The organism is Photorhabdus tasmaniensis (genome assembly GCF_011189505.1).
Lineage (GTDB): Bacteria > Pseudomonadota > Gammaproteobacteria > Enterobacterales > Enterobacteriaceae > Photorhabdus > Photorhabdus tasmaniensis.
In genome coordinates, this window is record NZ_PUJU01000035.1 from 18,613 (window position 1) to 43,059 (window position 24,447).

General features: G+C 47.7%; 13 protein-coding genes and 1 pseudogene. 8 read left to right on the forward strand and 6 right to left on the reverse strand.

Translation table 11 applies throughout. The features are described 5' to 3' along the window. The first annotated feature begins 12 nt into the window (after window positions 1–12). Together glpT and glpQ are read left to right on the forward strand one after the other, a co-directional pair. The gene (gene glpT, locus C5471_RS15555; RefSeq protein ID WP_133815636.1) at window positions 13–1,365 is read left to right on the forward strand and encodes a glycerol-3-phosphate transporter; all 1,353 of its coding nucleotides are present in this window, start codon (window positions 13–15) and stop codon (window positions 1,363–1,365) included. A gap of 183 nt (window positions 1,366–1,548) precedes the next feature. After that, complete coding sequence (gene glpQ / locus C5471_RS15560) at window positions 1,549–2,625, forward strand: glycerophosphodiester phosphodiesterase (RefSeq protein WP_133815635.1); 1,077 nt, start codon at window positions 1,549–1,551, stop codon at window positions 2,623–2,625. Window positions 2,626–2,666: 41 nt separating this feature from the next. Here the strand turns inward: glpQ and epmA are convergent, their stop codons facing one another. Continuing rightward, window positions 2,667–3,644: an elongation factor P--(R)-beta-lysine ligase gene (gene epmA / locus C5471_RS15565; RefSeq protein WP_133815634.1), complete on the reverse strand. Its 978-nt coding sequence runs from the start codon at window positions 3,642–3,644 to the stop codon at window positions 2,667–2,669. A gap of 760 nt (window positions 3,645–4,404) precedes the next feature. Here epmA and frdA point away from each other — a divergent pair. From frdA to frdD, 4 genes are read left to right on the forward strand one after another with little or no spacing between them, the layout of a single operon-like run. Continuing rightward, on the forward strand, window positions 4,405–6,195 hold the full coding sequence (gene frdA, locus C5471_RS15570) for a fumarate reductase (quinol) flavoprotein subunit (protein ID WP_133815633.1): 1,791 nt from the start codon (window positions 4,405–4,407) through the stop codon (window positions 6,193–6,195). Further along, entirely contained in the window at window positions 6,188–6,922 is a 735-nt protein-coding gene (locus C5471_RS15575; RefSeq protein ID WP_133815632.1) for a succinate dehydrogenase/fumarate reductase iron-sulfur subunit, read from the forward strand. Before frdA ends, C5471_RS15575 begins: the two co-directional genes overlap by 8 nt. 16 nt (window positions 6,923–6,938) lie before the next feature. Next, window positions 6,939–7,331 carry a fumarate reductase subunit FrdC gene (gene frdC, locus C5471_RS15580; protein ID WP_133815631.1) on the forward strand — a complete coding sequence of 131 codons (393 nt, stop codon included), beginning with the start codon at window positions 6,939–6,941 and terminating at the stop codon, window positions 7,329–7,331. Window positions 7,332–7,351: 20 nt separating this feature from the next. Beyond that, window positions 7,352–7,705 carry a fumarate reductase subunit FrdD gene (gene frdD, locus C5471_RS15585; RefSeq protein WP_133815630.1) on the forward strand — a complete coding sequence of 118 codons (354 nt, stop codon included), beginning with the start codon at window positions 7,352–7,354 and terminating at the stop codon, window positions 7,703–7,705. Between the two features lie 334 nt (window positions 7,706–8,039). Here the strand turns inward: frdD and mcf are convergent, their stop codons facing one another. The 3 genes from mcf to efp all read right to left on the reverse strand — a co-directional run bounded on the left by mcf (window position 8,040) and on the right by efp (window position 18,670). Next, on the reverse strand, window positions 8,040–16,811 hold the full coding sequence (gene mcf, locus C5471_RS15590; RefSeq protein WP_242688734.1) for an insecticidal toxin MCF: 8,772 nt from the start codon (window positions 16,809–16,811) through the stop codon (window positions 8,040–8,042). Between the two features lie 747 nt (window positions 16,812–17,558). Further along, entirely contained in the window at window positions 17,559–17,873 is a 315-nt protein-coding gene (sugE, locus tag C5471_RS15595; protein ID WP_133815629.1) for a quaternary ammonium compound efflux SMR transporter SugE, read from the reverse strand. A gap of 230 nt (window positions 17,874–18,103) precedes the next feature. Beyond that, complete coding sequence (gene efp, locus C5471_RS15600; RefSeq protein ID WP_021324340.1) at window positions 18,104–18,670, reverse strand: elongation factor P; 567 nt, start codon at window positions 18,668–18,670, stop codon at window positions 18,104–18,106. Window positions 18,671–18,709: 39 nt separating this feature from the next. Between efp and epmB the strand changes: the two genes are divergently transcribed. After that, window positions 18,710–19,738, forward strand: a complete 1,029-nt coding sequence (gene epmB, locus C5471_RS15605) for an EF-P beta-lysylation protein EpmB (protein WP_133815628.1) — start codon at window positions 18,710–18,712, stop codon at window positions 19,736–19,738. Window positions 19,739–19,797: 59 nt separating this feature from the next. Here the strand turns inward: epmB and C5471_RS15610 are convergent, their stop codons facing one another. After that, window positions 19,798–20,142: a DUF4156 domain-containing protein gene (locus C5471_RS15610; protein WP_166296095.1), complete on the reverse strand. Its 345-nt coding sequence runs from the start codon at window positions 20,140–20,142 to the stop codon at window positions 19,798–19,800. Window positions 20,143–22,323: 2,181 nt separating this feature from the next. Continuing rightward, window positions 22,324–23,304, reverse strand: a pseudogene (tnpC, locus tag C5471_RS15615) (IS66 family transposase); the annotation flags it as partial. 2 nt (window positions 23,305–23,306) lie between these two features. Between tnpC and C5471_RS15620 the strand changes: the two are divergent. Further along, complete coding sequence (locus C5471_RS15620) at window positions 23,307–24,353, forward strand: P-loop NTPase family protein (RefSeq protein ID WP_242688735.1); 1,047 nt, start codon at window positions 23,307–23,309, stop codon at window positions 24,351–24,353. Window positions 24,354–24,447: the final 94 nt, after the last annotated feature.

A 24,447-nucleotide genomic window follows, 5' to 3' on the forward strand; every position in this document is an offset into this window, starting at 1 on the left:
CGGAGGCAAAATATGTTAAGTATTTTCAAGCCGGCGCTTCATAAGCCCCGACTGTCAGCAAAACAGATAGATCCAGTCTATCGCCGCCTACGCTGGCAAATTTTTATGGGCATTTTCCTTGGTTATGCTGCTTACTATTTGGTAAGGAAGAACTTTGCGCTTGCAATGCCTTATCTGGTTGAACAAGGTTTTTCCAAGGGTGATCTCGGTTTCGCGCTATCAGGTATCTCTATCGCATATGGTTTCTCCAAATTTATCATGGGCTCCATATCCGACCGTTCTAACCCGCGGATCTTTTTACCTGCGGGTCTGATTCTCGCAGCGGCCGTCATGCTGTTTATGGGTTTCGTACCTTGGGCGACTTCCAGTATCGCGATTATGTTTGTGCTGCTGTTCATGTGTGGTTGGTTCCAGGGCATGGGTTGGCCTCCCTGCGGCCGTACTATGGTGCATTGGTGGTCACAGAAAGAACGTGGCGGGATCGTCTCCGTCTGGAACTGTGCGCATAATGTCGGTGGTGGTTTACCTCCGCTGCTGTTCCTGCTGGGCATGGCGTGGTTTAATGACTGGAAAGCCGCACTTTATATGCCGGCTTTCGCCGCAATTCTCGTTGCACTGATCGCTTTTGCCTTAATGCGTGACACACCACAATCTTGTGGCTTGCCATCAATTGAAGAGTATAAAAACGACTACCCATCTGATTACACAGAGAAAAATGAAGAAGAATTAACAGCCAGGCAGATCTTCATGCAGTATGTATTACCGAACAAACTGCTGTGGATGGTCGCTATGGCTAACGTGTTCGTTTATCTGCTGCGTTACGGTGTTCTTGATTGGTCACCAACCTATCTGCGTGAGGTCAAGCATTTCGCACTGGATAAATCTTCATGGGCTTACTTCCTGTACGAATATGCCGGTATCCCAGGTACACTACTGTGTGGCTGGATGTCAGACAAAGTATTTAAAGGTAACCGTGGTGCAACAGGCGTATTCTTTATGACATTAGTTACTATTGCAACTGTCGTATTCTGGATGAACCCAGCCGGTAATCCAACGGTAGACATGGCTTGTATGTTGATTATCGGCTTCCTTATCTACGGTCCAGTGATGCTGACCGGTCTGCACGCCCTTGAGCTGGCACCGAAAAAAGCGGCCGGTACAGCCGCTGGCTTCACCGGCTTGTTTGGTTACTTGGGTGGTTCTGTTGCGGCAAGTGCTGTCATCGGCTACACCGTTGACTTCTTCGGCTGGGATAGCGGGTTTATGGTAATGATTGGTGGTAGTATCCTGGCCGTTATTCTATTACTGATTGTCATGATCACAGAAAGCAAACATAAACAGGAATTAGCCCGTCAATATGGTTAGTTACTGTCATTAAACTGTGATATTTCACTGATAATATTAATAAAGCCGCGACATTATTTATGTCGCGGCTTTTTTCAGTCTTTAAACTAAAAGACTATACCAGTAAGCGGCATGGCTAACACATCAAAACAAACAGTTTTTAAGATCGACTCTTAATTTCATTGCTTAAACGGAGAAATACATATGCAAGCTCCAATCAAAACAATGGTAGCAGGTATGATTTTAGTATCATCTATGTCGGGCATAGCACAGGCGACAGATAAGATCGTGATCGCACATCGCGGTGCCAGCGGATACTTGCCAGAACACACTCTGCCAGCCAAGGCTATGGCTTACGCCGAAGGTGCCGATTATCTGGAACAAGACTTGGTTATGACTAAAGATAACGAGCTGGTAGTATTGCATGATCATTACCTCGATCGCGTGACTGACGTTGCCCATAAATTCCCTGACCGTGCTCGTCAAGACGGACGCTACTATGCCATCGACTTTACCTTACCTGAAATCAAGTCACTAAAATTCACGGAAGGTTTCAATATTAAAAATGACAAACAGGAACAGAGCTTCTCTAGCCGTTTCCCGATGTGGAAATCTGATTTCCATATCCATACTTTTCAGGAAGAGATTGAGTTCGTTCAAGGGTTGAATAAATCAACGGGTAAAAATATCGGCATCTACCCTGAAATCAAAGCACCGTGGTTCCACCAGAAAGAAGGAAAAGACATTTCAACTAAGGTACTGGAAGTGCTGAAAGAGTACGGTTACACCAAGAAAAGCGATAAAATTTATCTGCAATGTTTTGATGCCAATGAACTCAAACGCATTAAAAACACGCTGGCACCTAAATTGGGTATGGATCTGAAACTGGTTCAGCTTATTGCCTACACCGATTGGAATGAAACCTATGAAAAGCATCCAAACGGCAAATGGGTAAATTACAGCTACGACTGGATGTTCAAACCGGGTGCAATGAAAGAAGTGGCACAATATGCCGATGGCATTGGCCCTGATTACCATATGATTGTGTCGGAGGATTCCACACCAACCAATATTAAGTTAACTGGTATGGTGAAAGACGCTCACGATAACAATATGAAAGTCCATCCATACACCATTCGGGTTGATGCACTGCCTAAATATGCTACCAACGGCGATCAACTTTTCGATATTATTTATAATCAAGCGGGTGTAGACGGCGTATTTACCGATTTTCCTGATTTGGGTGTGAAATTCCTACAAAAACAGAATCAACATAAGTGAGATAGATGCAAGCAGGGCGTCTTAATCAACGCCCTGCTGTTTTATGCCTTATTTACCGAAAAGGCAATGACATCACTGAGCCTTTCTGCGCCTAAAGCCAGCATCACCAGACGATCAACGCCAAGTGCCACACCTGCACACTCAGGTATCCCCTGTTTCAGGGCACCAATCAAATTTTCATCAATCGGCCGGACAGGTAAACCCAGTTCCGCACGTTTACGGTTATCCTGTTCAAAACGCTGACGTTGTTCATCACCATCAGTGAGTTCCCGGAAACCATTTGCCAGTTCAACACCTTTGAAATAGACTTCAAAACGCTCCGCAACCCGATGATCTTCTTTACTGATTTCCGCCAGAGAAGCTTGAGAAGCGGGAAAATGGTAGATAAAAGTTGGCCTTTCAGTACCAATATGCGGCTCAACACCGACGGTAAATAAAAGCTGCAACAAGATATCTCGATCTTCCTCTGTATCAGCAATATTGCTCAGATCCAGTTTAGCGGCGACTTCACGCAATTTTTCTTTCTCTGCGGACAACGGGTCAATATCCAGATAACGCAGAAAAGCCTGCTGATAAGAGAGTGATTCTGCACTTTCACAGTCCAGAATTTGCTGAAGTAAGTCATCAACCTCATTTATCAGACGATACATATCATAGTGAGGCCGATACCATTCCAACATGGTAAATTCAGGATTATGATAACGACCTGCTTCTTCATTACGGAAACAGCGGCTGATCTGATAAATAGGGCCACTACCTGCCGCCAATAGGCGTTTCATGTGAAATTCCGCACTTGTCATCAGATATAGAGTCATGCCATCTGCGGCACCTGGACCAACAAACTCTGTCTGAAAAGAAAACAGTTGAATATCAGTCACTGTAGACTGCCCAAGTGCAGGTGTTTCAACTTCCAATACCCCGCGCTCTGCGAAAAAGCGTCGTATTTCTGCTAAAAGAGCCGCCCGTTTCAGCAAGTTGGCGATAGGTGCACTTGGCTGCCAGTTCGCTGTTTCGTTCATGTAAATGACTCCAAAATAAAACAAAACATGCAGTCTACCTGCATCACACATATCAGACAAATTATTACCGTCAAATAAATACTAAAGTTGTGATCAATTTTGCTTAATCACGATAAAACCAATGCCAACTAAAATCACTATTTACTCGAACAATGTTATCAATTTAAATTGGCAAAAAACGTCTATATCGGTCTTATCGGGATTAATATAATTAAGACCACTTATATTAATCCGGCTCAGGTATTTCCCATTATCTGCACGCAATGCAATAGTGTGAATCCGCCATCAATTATAATTTAATTCTCATTCATATTTATTCAATAATCATAGGTTATTATCATGTTTAAATTAAAAAAATAATTAGACTTTTTTAGTATGTAATAAATAGCCAATCAAGTGCCACGATATAATACCATTTCCCCACTAAGCAGTGGTTCTGCCACTAATTTCTGGTAGCAGTATCAATTAAAATATCTAAACGATGACTCCACTAAAAGAATAAAAAAACAACTAACTCCTATCTCAGATCATGTTTTAGTGAGAAAATCTGACAAAACCCCCTTTCATATCAAATTTCCCTCACTTGCAATTCGCTATACTTAATACCACACAAAAAGTAGAAAATAGCTACCCTTAATCGTTAAAGCACCGGATTTTACCTACAGAATCCTGCTATATGAGAAACAATAACAACAACATTCAGGAAAGTTACGACTCTTTTACTTACTGACTCATTTCACTTAAACAATGGAGAAGCACAGTGCAAACCTTTAATGCCGATCTCGCTATCATCGGAGCCGGGGGGGCGGGTCTACGTGCCGCCATTGCCGCAGCTGAGGCCAATCCTCAAATGAAGATTGCTTTGATCTCAAAAGTTTACCCAATGCGTAGCCACACAGTGGCAGCAGAAGGCGGATCAGCCGCAGTCACTCAAGCTCACGACTCCTACGATTTCCATTTCAATGACACTGTATCTGGTGGTGACTGGCTGTGTGAACAAGATGTTGTCGAATACTTTGTCGAACATTGCCCAACAGAAATGATCCAACTGGAGCAATGGGGCTGTCCGTGGAGCCGTAGAGAAGATGGTTCCGTCAACGTGCGTCGTTTCGGTGGTATGAAGATAGAACGCACTTGGTTCGCTGCGGATAAAACCGGTTTCCATATGCTGCATACCCTATTCCAGACCTCTCTGAAATACCCCCAAATCCAACGTTTTGATGAATATTTTGTCCTCGACATTTTGGTAGATGAAGGGCAGGTATGTGGCTTGGTTGCACTGAATATGATGGAAGGCACCAAAATTCAGATCCGGGCCAATGCCGTTATTATGGCAACCGGTGGTGCAGGCCGTGTATACCGTTACAACACGAACGGCGGTATCGTAACGGGTGATGGTATGGGCATGGCATTCCGTCATGGCGTCCCACTGCGTGATATGGAGTTTATTCAGTATCATCCAACTGGTCTGCCAGGTTCCGGCATCCTGATGACCGAAGGTTGTCGTGGTGAAGGTGGGATTCTGGTCAATAAGGATGGTTACCGCTATTTACAAGATTATGGCCTCGGCCCTGAAACCCCACTGGGCAAACCTGAAAACAAATATATGGAACTGGGTCCCCGTGACAAAGTTTCTCAGGCTTTTTGGCATGAATGGCGTGCCGGTCGTACTCTTTCCACTCAGCGTGGCGACGTTGTTTATCTGGATCTGCGCCATCTGGGTGAGAAGAAATTACTTGAGCGTCTGCCCTTTATCTGTGAACTGGCAAAAGCGTATGTAGGTGTTGACCCGGTTAAAGAGCCCATTCCGGTTCGCCCTACCGCACACTACACTATGGGGGGTATTGAAACTGGCCAGAAATGTGAAACCCGCATTAAAGGTCTGTTCGCTGTCGGTGAATGCTCCTCTGTTGGTCTGCATGGTGCAAACCGTCTTGGCTCCAATTCTCTGGCTGAACTGGTGGTCTTTGGCCGCCTGACTGGTGAAGAAGCGGTTAAACATGTTCAGCAAGCTAAACCTGTCAATAACCGCGCACTGGATGCTCAGGCAAGTGATGTAGCAGCGCGTTTGAATAACTTGCTAAAACAGGAAGGAACGGAAAATTGGTCGAAGATCCGTGATGAAATGGGCATCTCTATGGAGGAAGGCTGCGGTATTTACCGTACCCCTGAACTCATGCAGAAAACGGTTGATAAGATTGCTGAACTGAAAGATCGCTTTAAACATGTGAAGATCACTGATAACACCCGTGTTTTCAACACTGATCTGCTGTACACCATTGAGCTTAGCTTTGGTCTGGATGTAGCCGAAAGTATGATTCACTCTGCGATAAATCGTAAAGAGTCCCGTGGCGCACATCAACGTCTGGATGAAGGTTGTACCGAACGCGATGATGAAAATTTCCTTAAACATACTCTGGCTTTCTATAACTCTGAAAGTGCACCTCGTCTGGAATACAGTGACGTAAAAATTACTAAGTCCACTCCGGCGAAACGCGTATACGGCGGTGAAGCTGCGGCACAAGAAAAAAAGGAGCAGGCGAATGGCTGATATGAAAACGTTGAGAATGGAGGTCATGCGTTACAACCCGGAAAATGATGCTGAACCCCATTCTACAACCTATGAGGTTCCTTATGATGAACAGACCTCGTTGCTTGATGCGTTAGGTTACATTAAAGACAATCTGGCCCCCGACCTCTCTTACCGCTGGTCCTGCCGGATGGCTATCTGTGGCTCTTGTGGCATGATGGTTAACCGTGTGCCGAAACTGGCCTGTAAAACCTTCCTGCGTGATTATCCACAAGGTATGAAAGTTGAAGCGCTGGCTAACTTTCCTATTGAGCGTGACTTGGTAGTCGATATGACTCACTTTATTGAAAGCCTGGAAGCTATTAAACCATACATTATCGGGAATGGTCGTAAACCTTCCGAAGGTCCGAACATTCAAACTCCGGCACAGATGGCAAAATATCATCAGTTTTCTGGTTGTATCAACTGTGGCCTTTGCTATGCCGCTTGCCCTCAGTTCGGTTTGAACCCCGAGTTTATCGGACCGGCAGCAATTACTCTGGCTCACCGTTACAATCTTGACAATCGTGACCGCGGAAAGAAAGAACGTATGCCACAACTTAACGGCCAGAATGGGGTATGGAGCTGTACTTTCGTCGGCTATTGTTCTGAAATCTGCCCAAAACATGTCGATCCGGCTGCCGCTATTCAACAAGGCAAAATCGAAAGTGCAAAAGACTTCATGATCGCCATGCTGAAACCACAATAAGGGGAGAAATAGCGCAATGACTACCAAACGTAAACCTTATGTTCGCAGTATGGCTCCTAACTGGTGGCAGAAACTGGGTTTTTATCGCTTCTATATTCTGCGTGAAAGTACTGCGGTTACGACAGTGTGGTTCAGTATCTTGCTAATATACGGTGTATTCGCTCTAAAAGGTGGTACACAAAGCTGGGATGGATTCGTCACGTTCTTGCAAAATCCAGTTATTCTGCTGATTAACATCGTCACTTTACTGGGCGCTCTGCTACACACCAAAACTTGGTTTGAACTGGCACCAAAGGCAGCGAACATAGTGATAAAAGGTGAAAAAATGGGGCCTGAGCCCGTGATCAAGCTGTTATGGGCCGTCACTATTATTGTCACCACCATTATCTTAGGCATAGCCTTACTTTAACCCCAATTAAGGAGGATCTGATGAATCAAATACCTAAACGTTCCGATGAACCGATTTTCTGGGGATTATTTGGTGCCGGGGGGATGTGGGGCGCAATTGTGGCTCCAGCCATTATCTTACTGGTAGCCACCGTTTTACCACTGGGAGTCGCGCCGGAAGCGTTAAGCTATGACCGAATTCTGACTTTCTGTCAGAGCTTGATTGGTCGTGCTTTCTTATTACTAATGATTACTCTACCGCTATGGTGCGGTTTACACCGTATTCATCACGGTATGCATGACCTGAAAATCCATGTCCCGGCAGGAAAATGGGTTTTCTACGGCCTGGCCGCGATCCTGAGTATTGTTGCTATCATTGCAGTTTTCACTCTGTAATCAAGCAGTAACAAGCTCAAGGTTATAACGGTACTCCATTCTGATCCAATGTTGTCGAAAACCCATCCTCGCCCCTTTTTCACGCTGAGAAATATAGTTAAAGACCGGTCTATCCGGTCTTTAACTTGTCAATTCTTACTTCCATCTCTGGAGTAAATTTGGCGGATTTGACTAATAAGCGCTATTTTTCAGAAGGGCGGTCAGTGAAGGCACCATTACCGCCTGCCAGCCTGACAGTTTTGCAGCAGGTGTTCGCGAACGCTGTCACCCCGCTCAACTTAGCCAGGCTAGGGCCCTCCTGACCGAGGCGGCGGTATCCGCCGCCATTAACTGGCTACTGGGTGACCCAGGACAGTTCGAACAAGCCATCCTTGGCAAAGCCCTTGACCAAATGATCAACGCGGATCACCGACGAGGAACCTTCCAGCCTGATTTGCAGATGCTGGTGCGTCACCGCTTGGCTACCGAAAACTTTGCGTATCACCAGGGCTGTGGCATTGACCGAATCGGTCAGCATCAGGTCATCCTCATGGCGGCTGACGAGGATTTTTTCCGCATTGGTCACTGGTATGATCAAGTGGTCCAAGGCTTGGCCGGGGTCATTGTTGTCAATGACGACTGTGCGGTAATGCGACCACATCGCCTGACTGATACGGTAGGTATCGTCATCAGCGCTGCCATGCAGCACCACGCTGTCAACACCGACGATCAACAGTGGGGTCAAATCGTCCTGGTGACCACCCCCGCCCCCGTTCTGAATCAACAGTGACGAACCAATGCGCTCGACATCGGTGTAATGGTTTATCTTCTGCACACCGCTATCCTTAACCCAGTACAACGCCTGCTCCGTTGGGCTGTACACGTACGCGCCCTTTTTCCCGGCAGCAATTCCGACGAAACGCAGGTTATTTGTGGCAGGGATACCATCGCTGGAGAACACTTGACCACTGTCGACGTCAAACCAGCCTTGCGAGCCATGACCTTGCAAGGTCAGCACGCCTTTGACTCGCCACTGACCGGCGACCTCAGCAAGTGCCTGTGGCAGATGGGTGAGATTGTCTTGTTGCCAGCCTTTGTCGACGGCAACTAACTGCAATTCGCCGTTATTGGTTCGCAGCAGGATCTCACCCTTGACGGTGGTCAGGCGCAGCCCGACATCGACTTGTTCCGCCACCTTGAGGTGCAGTTCAGGCACCAGCTCACTGGCAGCAGGAAGTTGCGCCGAGACTTCAAGCACCTCGTCTGTACCGAATGCGGCAGCCAGCGCATCAGCAGTCATCGGCGGCTGATGATACAGCTTGCCGCTGACGGGGTCGAACAGTCGCGCGCTGGAGCCGTTCGTTTCAAAACCCAGGAGCTGCAAATGCTTATCTTGCAGGGAAGCCACAACCACCTGACCGTTGTGGTACCACACCGGTAGCACGCTCTTACCGTCGGTGCCTTTGACTCCTAACACGGCCAGGGTGGCATTGTTGCCGGTGACACTGGGCAGGTCCTGCCACCAGTGGGTACGTCCCTTGAGCCAATGCTCGTTGACAGCGGTGTAGCTAAACTGCCCCAATGCATCAAGCTGGGCTACTCGCCCGTCCTCGGTCATCGCGACCAGGTGACTGTTCAAATTAATCACGTTGGCCAAGGCCGGAATGGTAACCCGCAATGCGCTCGGCTGGTTGGCGTCGAGTACCGCCTGCCCGGGTCCTTCCTGACGGAACAGGGCCTTTTGCGTCTTGCTGTAGAAGAAAAACACTTCCTTGCCTCCCGACTGCGACATGCTCCCTGCTAACACCAGATCGGCGGGGATCTTCCAGGCACTGCGGGTCTGTTCGTGTGCTCCGAAATTCAAGATCTGATCCGCAGGTGGTGCCAGATTCGGCTTGATTAGCGTCCCATCGTTGGTACGTATCCAGTAGCGGTGCGGCACGCCAGCCGCATCCACGCCGAACACGGTGACCAGCGCCGCACTAGTCGGTTTGATCAGCCGTGCACTCAGAGTATACATCGGAGTCCCACGCTGGGTACTATTGCTCTCGTAGTCCCGGAATATGGCTTTTAGCTCATTACCATGCCGACCGGTACGTGCCGAAAGCTGGAGCAGCGCATCATCACCTACCACACTAACCAACTCCATTCGGTCACCGAGGATCCGATAGCTCAGTTCAGTCTCCCTCTCTTTTAGCTGATAACGGCGTGCCAGGTAGACCGCATCTCCCTCCTGCCATAGCCGACTGATCTTACCTGCATTCCTGTTGAACCATGGCTCAAACTGCGCGTCGATCTGTCTAGTGGAAATGTTTACCCGCCACGCCACCGCGTTATCGGCGTCGTAGAAATAGGCATGATCGCCCATCACTGCACCCAGTTGGGCATGTCTGGCCTGCTCCTCGCTGGTGTCGGTAAACAGCATGCGGTCCTTGGTCACGTCGTAGAAAGCCCGGCCAACATCATGTCCATTGTAGCTGTAGTTCTCCACTACCACGTACTGTCCACGCAACTGATGTGCCTTGGCTAAATTACTCAGGTGCTGCTCGATTTTCTGGCCGGACATCTGCCACTTGCTCGCATCTTCGCTTACCACCTGGGCTGTCAGGTTGACGAGATCGACTTTGCGCACCTCACCCTTGCCGTTGACTACCAATACCTGCCCGTTCTGGGCCAAATCGAGTTCTACCACAACCCCGCCAACCACCAGTTGGTCCTTCGACACACTGATGTTGTCACTAACGAGCTGGCTGCTATCGATGATCCACGCACTGACGACATCGCTCGTGAGCTTAACTCGGGTGCCTTTGTTGAGGCCAATCAGGTATTCTCCTCCCGCCCCCTTGATCTCGTAACGCAGAAAACCATGCAGCTCCTTGGGCAGTTCGGGTACCACCAGTTGCCGGTTGCGTTGATCGAGCACCACCTCGATCGGGGTGTCGACATACTCATGATGAGTCCTGCGGATAGTCTCCTCACCCGGAAAGATGTAGAAATCGTAATCGAACCGCTTGTCTTCCTCGAGCCTGCGGATCACGTCAAAGCCGGTGTCGTGGCGTGTCGTGGCACCGGGGAGCAGCATATATTCGTAGCTAATGTAGGATTTGGGGGTGCCCGGCAAGATCACAACATAGCTATCGCTGTGCTCAAGGGGCTTCGAGACGTCCTTGTAACCAATGCCGCTGCGCACCTCGATCGCCTGACCACGGTTATGAACCATTCGTGGAAAGTCACCGACCCAGAAGAAGTAATTGATTTTCCCCGAACCGGTAGAGCCAGAATGGGTGCGGTAGATGTACTGGCTGTCGAAGCTGATCTGGCTCTTGCTCAAGTCAAGGCTTTTAACCACCGCCCCGGCAAGAGGTACCAGTACCTTATTCTTGTCGTCATAACGATAGCCGTTGTCTTTGTACGCCTTGTCGACTGCATCGAAGTAACGGCCCACCGCCTTGGCATCCTCGGCGACCGCACCAAAGGCCTGCGCCAATGCCGTAAAGCCCACCGCAAGCCCGCCAAGGATCACCCCGGCCCCACCGAGTACTGCCCCAGCCGTCGAAGCACCGACCAACCCAGCTCCTACCCCGGCTGCGCCGGTGACAAAGCTAGCCGAGTCGAACGCCAGCTGGGTACCGAACACCGCTTTCTGCACATCGTTCTCAGCGTGGGCCAGCTCATAGGCATCCAGACCGACCATGACTCCGCCAAACAACAAGCCAGCGCCTTCGTTGACGGTGTGGCCCAGGTTCAAGGCAAAACCCTTGAGTGAGGTTTCGGCGGCCACCACTTCGCCGCGCAGCGCCGTACGCACCAGTGCGGTGATCTTGACCACATCCTGCACACCACCGTGAGCCATCTGGACAAAGTTGAGGTAGCTGTGGACCTTGAGCGCGGTAGCTAGATCAGGCGAAGCCACTCCGCTTGCAGCATCATGACGGTTCTTGTCAGAAAACCACTGGATCAGCGTCTGGATTGCAAACCCGGCGTTCAACCCGTCCACTGGCGCGGCCTCGCCAACCCCGCCGCGAGGCCGCATCCGACCGTGCTCCAGGGTAAAGTGCTCGTTCAGCACACTCATATGCTCATCGACGAAGCGCCGGAATTCGACAAAGGTGTTATCACCGGTGACTAACCAACGGGTCTGCTCGGGTTGGTCACGGTTGATGAACTGGACCCGGTAGCGACCTTCCCCCAGGTCTTCGGTTGTGGCGATGATCGGTAGCCAGCGGTTGTCCAGTTGGTGTTTTTGCGTCAACCGGGTACTAGCGGCTTCGAACCGTGCGGCCCATTGCTCGGCGTCAAAGGTCTTCAGCGCAGTGTCCAGTTGCATGTTTTCTTTGATCTGCTCTTGTGCACTCACCGCCTGCTCGACCTGACGCCGTTGCCCAATGACACTAGCCAGTTCCTCAAACCGGGTCAGATCCGCCACGTTCAGGCCATTGCTCACGGGTACCTCAGCCATCTTGCCGGCATTGATCTCAACCAGGTTGAAGGTCGGCACCGAGTTGCTGCCGAACAAGCCGTAGTGCTCGGCCAGCTTACTCCCCACTAAGTGTTGCTCCATGGCTCTAGACAAACTCTTGGTGTTGTCGAAGGCAAAGATCCCAACGTTCGGATCATAGAAATAGTAACGACGGCCTTCGGTTGTGATAGCGCTCCCTATCATCATCGAGTGATTCTGGGTATTAAGTGCGAACATCGAGGGGCTGGTCATTGCAGCCAGTCGCGATACCACTTCGGACAAATTGAACTTTCCCAGCTCTGTGGAGGCTTGAACGGCTTCGACATTAGCGTGCAGTTTGATCAGGCTGTTCTTAAGCAGCATGGAGCTGCCCGTTTGTGGATCGGCGGAGGCGAAGAACAGCTTTTGCACCAGGTTGTTGATGCCAGCCTCTCCACCATTGGCCAATGCCACAGCCATAGCCCTGACCAAGGGATAGCAACGGCCACCGGATCGGTCACCAACCAGCAACAGATAAAAGTCCTGTGGCACCAGACGCTCGAAGACACTGCCAGCGTCATGGAAGTTCTCGCTGAGCACTGCGGTCTGCCGCAGTACCTTGTCGATGTACTCAGCCTGGCTGGTTTCGGTGATGCGACCGCTCAAGGCACCCCGTTGCTCGTGGGTGAGTTTTCCATCAAGAAACAGGCGCTTCATCTCCAGAGCCGACATGTTGTCATCCACTCCGGGGATCTTGATCTCACGGAAGTTGCGCAAGCCATCGTTGAACCCGGTGCCCTGTGCCCCGCGTTGATAGGCCTCGGAGGTTGCATAACGTTCGCCCACGCTGCTGGTGTGCTCCTCACCCTGAATGGCCGTATCGTCAATTTTTACCACCGCAGCACTGCCGTCTTTGGCCTTGATCTGTTGCCAGAGCCAGGTATTTTCGACAGAGCCAGCTTCACGCAATACCGGATCGTACTGCGCCCTGTAGTAGTCCTGTGTAAGATTGAGTTGCTTGATCTGCTGATCGATCAAGGCCGTATCGCTTGAGGTGTGTCGTGCTTCCTGGAGCTGGTAGCGCCTGTCCGCCACTTGGTCAATGTCAGCTTTGACCTTGCCCTGAATCGCTTCGCGCAACCGGGCCCATGCAGCAATTGCCAGATGCTCGGGAGAAAACGCGCCCTCTGTGTAGGCACTGTCAGCAGCCCCTTCGACCGACACCCCAAACTGCGTTGCTACCTTCTTCAATCGTTGGTGAACCTGCTTACGGTAAGTGGCGAACTCGGTCTGGTTGCGCTCCACCACTTGACTGCCAGCGTCCTGGATCGAGAGCGATGCTGCACCATTGCGCAGTTTCAGCCAAATCCTCTGTCCGTCTCGTTGATATTCCTGGCGCTGGAACACCAGTTGCCATTTGTCATTGACGAACTGCATGTACGCCGCAGCAAGGCCCTCGGCGGCACCAGATACCTGATAATCCTTGTAATCGACCGCCATCACCACGTTATCGTACAGCAACGAGCTGTTGATCCGGCCATCAAGATAAACCCGGTAGGTATTGGCGTCGAGATTGGTCACCACCAATGAGCCACCCGACAACGTACCGGTGAAAAGGAAACTGCCCGGAGCTGTTTTCTTAGGTATGTCCACATAGGCGGGCACCGAATTGGCCTGATTCGGACCGTTGTAGCCGAGGAAATACGCTGGCACACTTGTTGCGGATGCAGATATGTGATTGGCATTTTTCTCTTTGTATTCAATCTCATACAGGTTGGGCGCAACCTTCACCAACTGGGCATTACCCTTTGCAGGTAGGCGGCCCGACTTGACCAGCACCTCGGCACTGATGGTGTGGGTTTTGGCAAACAGTGCGGGGTTGATGGCAAACTGATGGATGTCGGCACTGCCTCGACGGGACTCAAGTCCATCACCTACAGACGCCAGCCCAGCCTTGAGCTCAAGATCCTTGACCGCCTGCCCCAGCAGCGCTGGCCTTGGACCAATGCGGGTAAAACGCGGTGGATGGAACTCGTCAACCGCCGGCAATCCCTGATTGATGATCGGCAAGACTCTCGCCATCACGCCATCATACAGTTCACCCTGCAACGCCCTCTTGCTGCCTTCAACACGGTACTTGTCGAACATTTGCAACAGGTCCTTGCCGATACTGTTCGTACTCTCCGGTTCGTAACGTGCAGCGACGTAGAGGGTTTCGAAGAACGAATGATAGCCGTTACGGATCATGAAGGCCGCATTGGTCATCTGGAACTGCCAGTACTGCTTGATGCTCAATGCGCCACCGAACAATTCCGGCAAGGTATTGCTGACAGTTTGGGTGGTCCCGGAGATCCCCCCCACGAACGGGATATCCAGATCATTCATGTAGCGAGTGGCGTCATTCTTGAGGTCCGGACGGAACTGGTTGTAGCTGCGGTATTTATCATCCTTAATCAGATATGAACCATCGTGATATGCTTGATCCTCAGGGCTGGTATTAAGGATCAGATACGGATCGGGCTGGTTCAGCCGGTTATTGATTATGACCTTACCGGCACCTAGCGCAGCATGAGGGTTGAGTGGGGCTGCGGCCTTGGAAAAGCTATCGGCTATCGGACGCAAGGCATGAAACAAGAGCTGTTTGCGCAGGCTCCTGCCCTCATTGCTCAACAATGCTCCCTTAACCACCGGATGCAGTTGAGCATCAGCGCTCTCAAGGCCTTGGGGGCCAGTCAACAGCAGGGTGAACAGCTTGTCATCCAGTAAGCGTTCAACAGCGGCTTTATCGAAGATATGTACTTTCGGGTTGCTTGGATGCTGTGCCGCATTAGCGCTGGCGACCCGCTGGGTTTCCTCTTCGACGGCCCGAGTGCGCCATTGTTCGTACAGCGGTGACAGCAGTTCCTTGGCCTGGGCGATGTCATTTTGTACATAGCTACTTTGCAGAACCTTAGCCACAGCCGGGTTCTCCACCAGTTTCATCGCCAGCCCGAACAGCAGCGGATCATTATCGATGTTCCACCAGACCGAAGCAGCGAACGCCTGTTCCCATAGCACCTTGTTTAGGTTATTGCCCTTGATATCGCGCATGCTATTACGGGTGTACTTCGGCACCAATACCCCCGCGGGGGTGATATGGTTACGTTCGAGCAAACGTACCAGCTGCTGCTCAAACACCGTGCGCTCGCTGCTGCCTTCGAATAGGTGACTGGCTTTCGTATCGCCGTCACGCAGTTGATCCAACTTCTCGAAGAATGCGGCGTTGTATTGATACAGTGTGTCAGTCTGCACCTTGCTCAAGTGACTGCTGCTGACCTTATCGCCATCAACGCTCATCACCCCAAAGGGTGTTGCGGACAGGTAGTCATTGCCCTGGGGCATTTCCAGCAGGTACTGCCGACTGGCAAAACCGACTGAGCGTTCCAGCTCATGGATATTGACGAAAAGCCCGTCACGGTCCGGGTGGTAACTGCTCTGGCGAAACCCCTCCAGGCCGATAGTCTGGAAGCTGGTGATATCAGCATTCTGGTTGATCAGGTCACTCAAAGCACTTGCCAATGGCACCTCACGGGTGATAGTGGTATTCGGAGCCTGGTCGGACACCTGAATCCCAATCTGGTTCGGCACCTTACGGTCAACGTTGGTCAATAGCATCTTGCGGCCGTTACCTAGCAACTGCACCTTGAAACCTTCGCGCAAGGTGCTTTCAGAAACTAGGTGGTTGGCGAAGTACTTCTCGACGAATTTGGTTTTGACCAGCACCGAACGAATTGGCGCATAGGTCGGCGAGCGAAAGGATGGAGGCTCACTCTTAAGCCGGTATTGTTGTTGCCAGGCTAGGGAGCGGGCTGCGGTACCGAAGGAGAAGTTGAGTATTCCGTCAGTCGGTACAACCAGCCTGCCGTTATCTAAGAAGAAGTCCTTGAAGCGGCCATTGGTGCTGGCATTGACCAGCGCGACGTTCATGCGGATGTAGCCGGGGCGCTCCTCCATCATCAGCAGTGAAATATTTACCGGCAAATCATCGGAGGCCCTCGGCACTTTGATCAACGCGCTGAGGGCTGCGGCCTCTTCTGTAGAGGATGCCGTGAGCAAGGCGTTGTAGCGGGCATTGACCTCCTTGTAGGCTTGTAGCCCGGAAAACAGCGTCACGTATTCTTGGCTAAATGTGGAATCGGCCACCTGTGTGGTCAGTTGCTGTTCCAGATGCTTGATCTTGGTATCCAGCTTGGCCTGCTTGCCCGCTGCGTCTTCCCTCAGGGTCGTTGCATTCAGGGTTTTGGTGCCGCCGGGACTGAGCATAGCTAAGACCTTGCTCCAAGTGCTGTCAAAGTGCGTCATGGCTGTCTGCTGACGGCGGTATAACCGGATATCGCGGTCCAGTTGCTGCTTGTAGGCGTTGATCGCCGGTGTGCCGGGCACATCGTTCATCTGCTGCCGTCTTTGCTGTAGTATCTGCAATTGGTCTCTGACAGAAACGGGGGTGTCTTGCATCTGAAAATGCTGGGCAGCTAGCACACTCAGGGTGCTCTGCTGCATTTCCTGTAGTCGCTCGTCTACCTGCCTGATGTAGTCGGCACGCTCATCAGCGCTCATGTTGAACCATTCGGTTTGACGACCCGCCGCCTTAATCTGTCGATCGATCAGGGTATTGAGCAGGTGCGTGAAGTCTTTGGACATAGAAGCCATTACAGTGATCCTTTTCTATTTTTGAGCGAAGCCCTTCGCGATGCGAAAGACTGTCTATCGATATGGATTTGACATCCTTCCCGACCTAAAGACCATAACTGTAGGTACGAACGTACTTGACATATGTATTGTCATTAGGGGAAAGGGAAAACCGGCTATTTTTTTGGTCAATATTAGCCATCTTACGGCCGGTATATTCAATAAGTTGATACAGGTTCCTTTATTTGGGTGATAGTCGCAGGTCATGGCCCTTTAGGTTTGTGAATATTGGATAGTTAACGTTTATTTGCTCTGTAGTCGTGATCATAATTATCTCCATTATTTTTCGTTTATATTGCAGAACACATGAATGATAACGTCAGATTATAATAAACATTACATATATTTATATATCAATTATTAATAATTGAATTATTTTAATGTGAACATAATTTCCAATCATATTGTTGCGTTTTTTATAAGACGTTGAATAAATAATGACGAATTTCAGGAAGGTTATTTATTCTCGAATTGTTATATCTGATTTTTTTAGGTTTGATGTTTCAGGTTGTTAGGTTTTAATAGTATCAGTGGGGGGATTAATATCGTTTTGGTTTTATGAATACAGTCATTACTGACAATCTAAAGAAAATCTTCAACGGATTGCGCAGTGAAAGCGAGAATACAGACGCTGCTTAAAATTTTATAAAAAAACCGCACTGCCAACGTGTAAGACGTTATGTTCAACCTTTGGAGTGCGGTTTAAAATTAACTAGCTAGTTTCAGACCAATAATACCGGCAACAATCAGAACGAGGCTCAATACTCTGGCAAGGCTTGCTGACTCACCCAACACCATAATGCCAAAAATAGCGGTACCTACTGCACCGACTCCAGTCCACACAGCATAGGCTGTGCCTACGGGTAAGCCTTTCATTGCATAAGCGAGCATTCCTACACTGATAGCCATAGCACTGGCAGTAATCAGACTTGGTGTCAGACGGGTAAAACCATGAGTGTATTTCAGGCCAACCGCCCAGATAACTTCAAATAAACCAGCGATAATAAGAATAAACCAGGACATATCAACGCCCATAGAGTTGTGGGGTCGTCCCCGAAAAACCGAAGTATATCCGGGTCGTCCCGAATAACTATTAGAAATGAAGGCAGATTATAATCGTGTAAAATGGTGGTATCAATAGAATAATATTACGGCGATCTGAAGACATAAATAGCTTATTGCTTTGCACATCAATTAAAGAAAAACCGCAGCCTGTTGCCAGAACAGCGGTTTTTACCGAATACAACCAGCGGTTATTTTACGCGGGAAACATATTCGCCAGAACGAGTATCCACTTTAATCACTTCACCGATTTGTACAAACAGAGGTACTTTTACCACAGCACCCGTGCTCAGAGTTGCTGGTTTACCACCTGTACCCGCAGTGTCACCTTTCAGACCTGGATCAGTCTCAATGATTTCCAGTTCAACAAAGTTTGGCGGCGTTACCGAGATAGGCTGACCATTCCACAGGGTCAGGATACACTCAGCCTGCTCAACCAACCATTTCGCATTCTCTCCAACGGCTTTTTCATCAGCAGCTAACTGCTCGAAGGTTTCGTTGTTCATAAAGTGCCAAAACTCACCATCGTTATACAGGTAAGTCAGGTTCATATCCATTACGTCTGCGGCATCCACAGAATCAGTAGACTTGAACGTTTTTTCCAATAGTTTGCCGGAAATCAGCTTACGAATACGCGTGCGGGCAAATGCCTGGCCTTTACCCGGCTTAACAAATTCACTCTCAATAACAGAGCATGGCTCGCCATCTAACATGATTTTAAGACCTGAACGGAATTCGTTGGTACTATAAGTAGCCATGGAGACCCTCTAATTTAAACAAAATGGCTTAGCCAAAAAATGGCGCATATTATAACCCCAAAGATCCTCATCAGAGAAGACTGGTTGAAACAACTTACAGATGTTATTACCGATCCTGACGAACTATTACAATTGTTATCGTTACATGAACACCCGGGATTAACCAAAGGGAGTGGCGCTCGTCGCCTGTTTCCACTGCGAGTACCCAGAGCCTTTGCTGCCCGAATGCAAGCAAACGATCCTAATGATCCATTGCTACTTCAGGTCATAACGGCACCAAAAGAATTTACGCTTACTCCTGGTTTTTCCACCGACCCTCTGGATGAACAACACAGTACCGTTCCCGGCTTATTGCACAAATACCGTAACCGTGCACTGCTGCTGGTTAAAGGAGGATGCGCGGTTAACTGTCGTTACTGCTTCCGCCGTCATTTCCCGTACGAGGATAACAAAGGTAATAAGCGTAACTGGCAACAAGCGTTAAATTATGTTCAACAGCATACTGAACTTGATGAAATTATCTTCTCTGGCGGCGATCCGTTAATGGCAAAAGATCATGAACTGGACTGGTTGATCAGTAACCTGGAAAAGATTTCCCATATCAAACGACTACGTATTCACACCCGTTTGCCTGTGGTTATTCCTGCCCGGATCACAACAACGCTTTGCGATCGGCTGTCACAATCGAGATTACAAGTGATCATGGTGACGCATATCAATCATGCTAATGAGATCGACCCACCCTTACGGAACAGTATGATGATGCTAAAACAAGCAGGCGTCACGTTACTAAACCAAAGTGTGCTATTACGCGGCGTCAATAATCACTCTGATATTTTGGCTGATCTGAGCAATGCACTGTTTGATGCGGGTATTCTGCCCTATTACATTCATGTACTGGATAAAGTACAAGGAGCCGCTCACTTTATGGTCAGTGATGAGGAAGCCAAAGGGCTTATCCGGGAATTACTGGCAAAAGTTTCAGGTTACCTGGTGCCACGTCTGGCAAGGGAGATCGGCGGAGAACCGAGTAAGACGCCATTAGATTTGGGGCTAAGGCAAAATTAACAGAAAATTCATGCCCGGATGCTTTTCAGCCGGGCATATCATTTAAATCAAGAATGCAATTACTGACATTTATAGACTTGACCAATCATTTTACTGTCCAGTGGAACAAAGCTCGATAACAGGCTTTCACTTGGGCTGGTTACACCATAGATGACATTTCCGCCCATAGCTGCGGCTTTATTGCGTAAATCATTAGCCGCACCACGCATTGAGCTGCTCTCATTACTTACACCAGTCATCCAGTTACTTTGAGTGCCTGCGACTTCACCTAATAGCTGACACTCACTGCCTGGTTTAGTATCAACAAAACGAACCTGTGAACCGCTGGAAGTTAATTGATTTGTGGCTGTACACCCTGCTAACAGTAACAATGCCGAAGCACTGAGCAAAACTTTAATTCGCATGTCTTTCCCCATTTATCGTTGGAAATTTCACAACTAATCATCAATATACCTTGTTGTACACCAATATCGCAAAACAAATAATTTATAAAAGCTCCCTTAAGGTGAAGTGTTTAGACCAGAAACTTTCTGCACCAGTATGAATTCAGCAAAAAATAGAGAAAATAGGCAAGTAAATAATATGGATAAATTATTTATCTCATGAAAATCAATTGGCTAATTAATACATTAACTATCTTATATCGTATGAAAACAGACAAAATAAGTGATACCCATTACGTTCCATTAATAGTGTAAGCACAAAAATTTAATAAAAATGTTAAAAAATCTATAAATCGAGCCAAGTTAAATTACAGTCTCGCTACTTCATCGATTTATCTTTTAAATAAAGGGCTATCTCTTGTCGATCTTGGTTTAATGAAAACCATGCAGGCCAGCGTTTTTTTATATTGGATATACCAACCTCTTATCTTGCTGAGTTTTTTAACGCGATTTCTTTGACAATAATAGGTGGAGCATATAATTCATACTTGATTGATGTATATAAATCAGAAGGTGGTAAAAACACTCATCGGATATAGGGAATTAACGGTAACTATCATTATATGTCTATTGCCGAAGTCGGTAATTTTATACTGATGTTTTTCTTTTTTCCTACCTGAATCAAAGGTTAAACCAGTAAATAAAAAAACATAATTAATAAATTATATAAAGAAAATAAATAACTTTTCAAAATAGTGATACACTTTGTCAACGCCTTACACAACAAAGGTTTCAGTATGCATAGCACAAAGCGGGTCAGAGTGGCCATTTTCAGATATCAATCGAATAGACCAACTGTATCGGTATTATGCAATTCTATTTAACCTGTTATCGCAAGTCGTTTTTTTACTCGATGGATTTAATGAGTATAAAGTTTTAACCGTTGTTTTTATCCCTTTTAACACCTGTTTTTGTTAAGTTTAATCATCATTGGATATCGTGTTTTATGTTTAACGAACGCGGATTATATTCACTTTTTATCTTTTCTGATGTTGTTAAATAACTGGAGAGAAAGCGCTTTAATATCCGTTTATTCAGGTAATGTTATTTTACATGCGCTTTCTTTTCAACTTTGGATTAACGGTTAATGATTTTAGATTAAATGCGATTAATGGTTATTTTTAAAAGTGGCATTTATTAAGTTAAATCCGATTTTGATATAAAAAGTTTAATGCTTTAGTATTCGCGTTTTCAAATGATGATGACAGTTAACCTGTTATCGGAAGTTGTTTTTTTACTCGATGGATTTAATGAGTATAAAGTTTTAACCATTGTTTTTATCTCTTTTAACACCTGTTTTTGTTAAGTTTAATCATCATCGGATATCGTGCTTTATGTTTAACGAACGTGGATTATATTCATTTTTTATCTTTTCTGATGTTGTTAAATAACTGGAGAGAAAGCGCTTTAATATCCGTTTATTCAGGTAATGTTATTTTACATGCGCTTTCTTTTCAACTTTGGATTAACGGTTAATGATTTTCGATTAAATACTATTAATGGTTATTTTTTAAAATGGTATTTATTGCGTTAAATCCGTTTTTGATATAAAAGATTTAATACGGCGGCATTTGCGTTTTTAAATGATGATGACCGTTAACCTGCTATCGGAAGTTGTTTTTTTACTCGATGGATTTAATGAGTATAAAGTTTTAACCGTTGTTTTTATCCCTTTTAACACCTGTTTTTGTTAAGTTTAATCATCATTGGATATCGTGTTTTATGTTTAACGAACGCGGATTATATTCACTTTTTATCTTTTCTGATGTTGTTAAATAACTGGAGAGAAAGCGCTTTAATATCCGTTTATTCAGGTAATGTTATTTTACATGCGCTTTCTTTTCAACTTTGGATTAACGGTTAATGATTTTAGATTAAATGCGATTAATGGTTATTTTTAAAAGTGGCATTTATTAAATTAAATCCGCTTTTGATATAAAATTTTTAATGATTTGGTATTCGATTTTTTAAATCATTATGACAGTTAACCAGTTATCGCAAATCGTTTTTTTACTCGACGGATTTAATGGGTATAAAGTTTTAACCGTTGTTTTTATCCTTTTTAATACCTGCTTTTTGTTAAGTTTAATGTAAGCGTCCGGTCATCTCATCTTGCGTTGTCAGATAACAACAAAATGGGATTTAACTGAAGGGATTATCAGACCAGGGCAGCAACTCATGTAACCGATTGTTCGGCCAGGCAGGTAACCGGGTAAGGACATCACGTAACCAGACCCACGGCTCATGTCCGTTGGCTTTGGCAGTTTCCAGCAGGCTCATTATCATGGCGGCACGTTGCCCCGCGCAGAGCGAGCCCGCAAAAAGCCAGTTCTTTCGACCAACCGCCACGCCCCGGACCGCATTCTCCGCCCGGTTGTTGTCTATCGGCACCCGGCCATCATCCAGATAACATACCAGGGCTGACCAGCGCTTCAGCGTATAATCTATCGCTTTACGTAACCCCGAGTTGGGAGCCGTTTGGGCCTGAGTCGTCTGCAACCAGGACCGGAACTCATTCAGCCACGGTCGGGCATAACGCTGCCGCCACTGACGCCGTTTATCCGGCGGCCGGTGTTTGATTTTTCTCTCCAGCTTGTACAGGTCACGAATGCCATCCAGCGCCTGTTTCGCCACCGGACTTTGGCTCGCTTTGTATTGGTCAAAGAATTTGCGGCGGGCGTGAGCCCAGCAACCCGCTTCGGTGATATCCGCCCGGGCATGCAGCGCGTTGTAACCCGCATAATCATCCGTCACCAGCGTGCCGCCCGACCAGCCTTTCAGCAGGCTCTCGGCATAACGGCCACTGCGCCCGGGATGCAGCTCATAGTACACCACTGCCGGCGAGGTATCGGGGCCGGTAGCATACGTCCACAGGTAAGCGCGCTGGGTCTGGCCTTTTCCCGGGGCCAGTATCGGCAATGGGGTCTCATCGGCATGCAGCACCGGGGACGTCAGCAGCGCCTGCTTCAGCGCATCGGCTAACGGTTGCAACGCCACAGCCACCTGCCCCACCCAGTCCGACAGGGTGCTGCGGGCCAGGGTCACGCCGCTGCGGGCATAGATTTGTTGCTGACGGTAGAGCGGCAAGTGGTCACGATATTTAGCCACCACCACCTGCGCCAGGCATGGCAAATATCGATCCATTGGTTGCTGTTGCACAACAGTTATTACAGATACCGTCCCCTAAAAATGTACGTATCCATTATTGTGTTTATCACAGCCAGCATCCTATGGCGATACGTTCTCATCTTGAACATCGATTGGATTCCACGTTGACACGTTACGATGAAGAGGCGTTGTGGCAGGTGGCAGAAATCCGCAAAGCGTTAGAAGAGACGCCGGAAAAGCATCATATTTTTGTGGTAGTGGCAACCTCTGTTGCTGAAGTGGGCAGGGATCATGATTACGATTGGAGCATTGCTGAACCCAGTTCAATGCGCTCATTGATACAACTTGCCGGACGTATTCAACGTCATCGACAAAAAGAGCCACGGGTGTCCAATTTGCATATTTTGGCAAAAAACTATAAAGCGCTTAGAAATAATGAACAGAAAACTCCTGCCTATTGCCGGCCCGGATTTGAGTCGAAAGACTACCGCCTTGCTAGCCATAATTTACGTAACTTATTGAAACCTCACCAATATAAGCTGATCAGCGCATTGCCAAGGATTCAGGAGCGTGATAACGCAGGCAATCGTTCACCTTTTGATAATTTAGTCGATCTTGAACATCAACGTTTGTGGGATGAACTTCAAGGTGATTCTGAGAAGCCATTTCATTACTCCGCTGCCCTCTGGTGGCGTAAAGAGGCTTCATGGTGTGCAGAGCTTCAACGTCGTAAACCGTTTCGTCAGTCTGAACCAGATGAATTGTATTATCTGTGGCTTGAAGAAGAAGGTGAAAAAGCGAGGTTTGTAGAACCAGATAGCGGCCCTGCGGGTATAAAAGAAAGTGGATCGTTTGATTATCTGTCGGAATTGTCGTTTGCATCAGGTGTGAGTGCTTGGATGGAGCTTGATACTGAGACAATTTACCAGCATCTGGCTGATACCAAGGAGATGGAGCTAAAAGACGTCAGCCAACGTTTTGGTGAGATTTGTCTCAGGAAAAAAGATGACGGAGAAGCATGGCGTTATCATCCGTTTTTAGGCGTATTTGGCGCACCCAGTTGATGAGTTATTGGAGAGCATAAAAAAAGGAGGGGCTGAAATGCCCCTTTATTATGTCAGATGTATTTTACAAATCAGAAATAAAGCGTATACTTTA

Bases quoted from the DNA above. Each gene is read 5' to 3' on its own strand.
- epmB (WP_133815628.1), top strand. From the start codon at position 18,710: ATGGCGCATATTATAACCCCAAAGATCCTCATCAGAGAAGACTGGTTG.
- glpQ (WP_133815635.1), top strand. From the start codon at position 1,549: ATGCAAGCTCCAATCAAAACAATGGTAGCAGGTATGATTTTAGTATCA.
- sugE (WP_133815629.1), bottom strand. From the start codon at position 17,873: ATGTCCTGGTTTATTCTTATTATCGCTGGTTTATTTGAAGTTATCTGG.
- efp (WP_021324340.1), bottom strand. From the start codon at position 18,670: ATGGCTACTTATAGTACCAACGAATTCCGTTCAGGTCTTAAAATCATG.
- C5471_RS15620 (WP_242688735.1), top strand. From the start codon at position 23,307: ATGGCAAATATCGATCCATTGGTTGCTGTTGCACAACAGTTATTACAG.
- C5471_RS15610 (WP_166296095.1), bottom strand. From the start codon at position 20,142: ATGCGAATTAAAGTTTTGCTCAGTGCTTCGGCATTGTTACTGTTAGCA.
- C5471_RS15575 (WP_133815632.1), top strand. From the start codon at position 6,188: ATGGCTGATATGAAAACGTTGAGAATGGAGGTCATGCGTTACAACCCG.
- frdD (WP_133815630.1), top strand. From the start codon at position 7,352: ATGAATCAAATACCTAAACGTTCCGATGAACCGATTTTCTGGGGATTA.
- frdC (WP_133815631.1), top strand. From the start codon at position 6,939: ATGACTACCAAACGTAAACCTTATGTTCGCAGTATGGCTCCTAACTGG.
- mcf (WP_242688734.1), bottom strand. From the start codon at position 16,811: ATGGCTTCTATGTCCAAAGACTTCACGCACCTGCTCAATACCCTGATC.
- glpT (WP_133815636.1), top strand. From the start codon at position 13: ATGTTAAGTATTTTCAAGCCGGCGCTTCATAAGCCCCGACTGTCAGCA.
- epmA (WP_133815634.1), bottom strand. From the start codon at position 3,644: ATGAACGAAACAGCGAACTGGCAGCCAAGTGCACCTATCGCCAACTTG.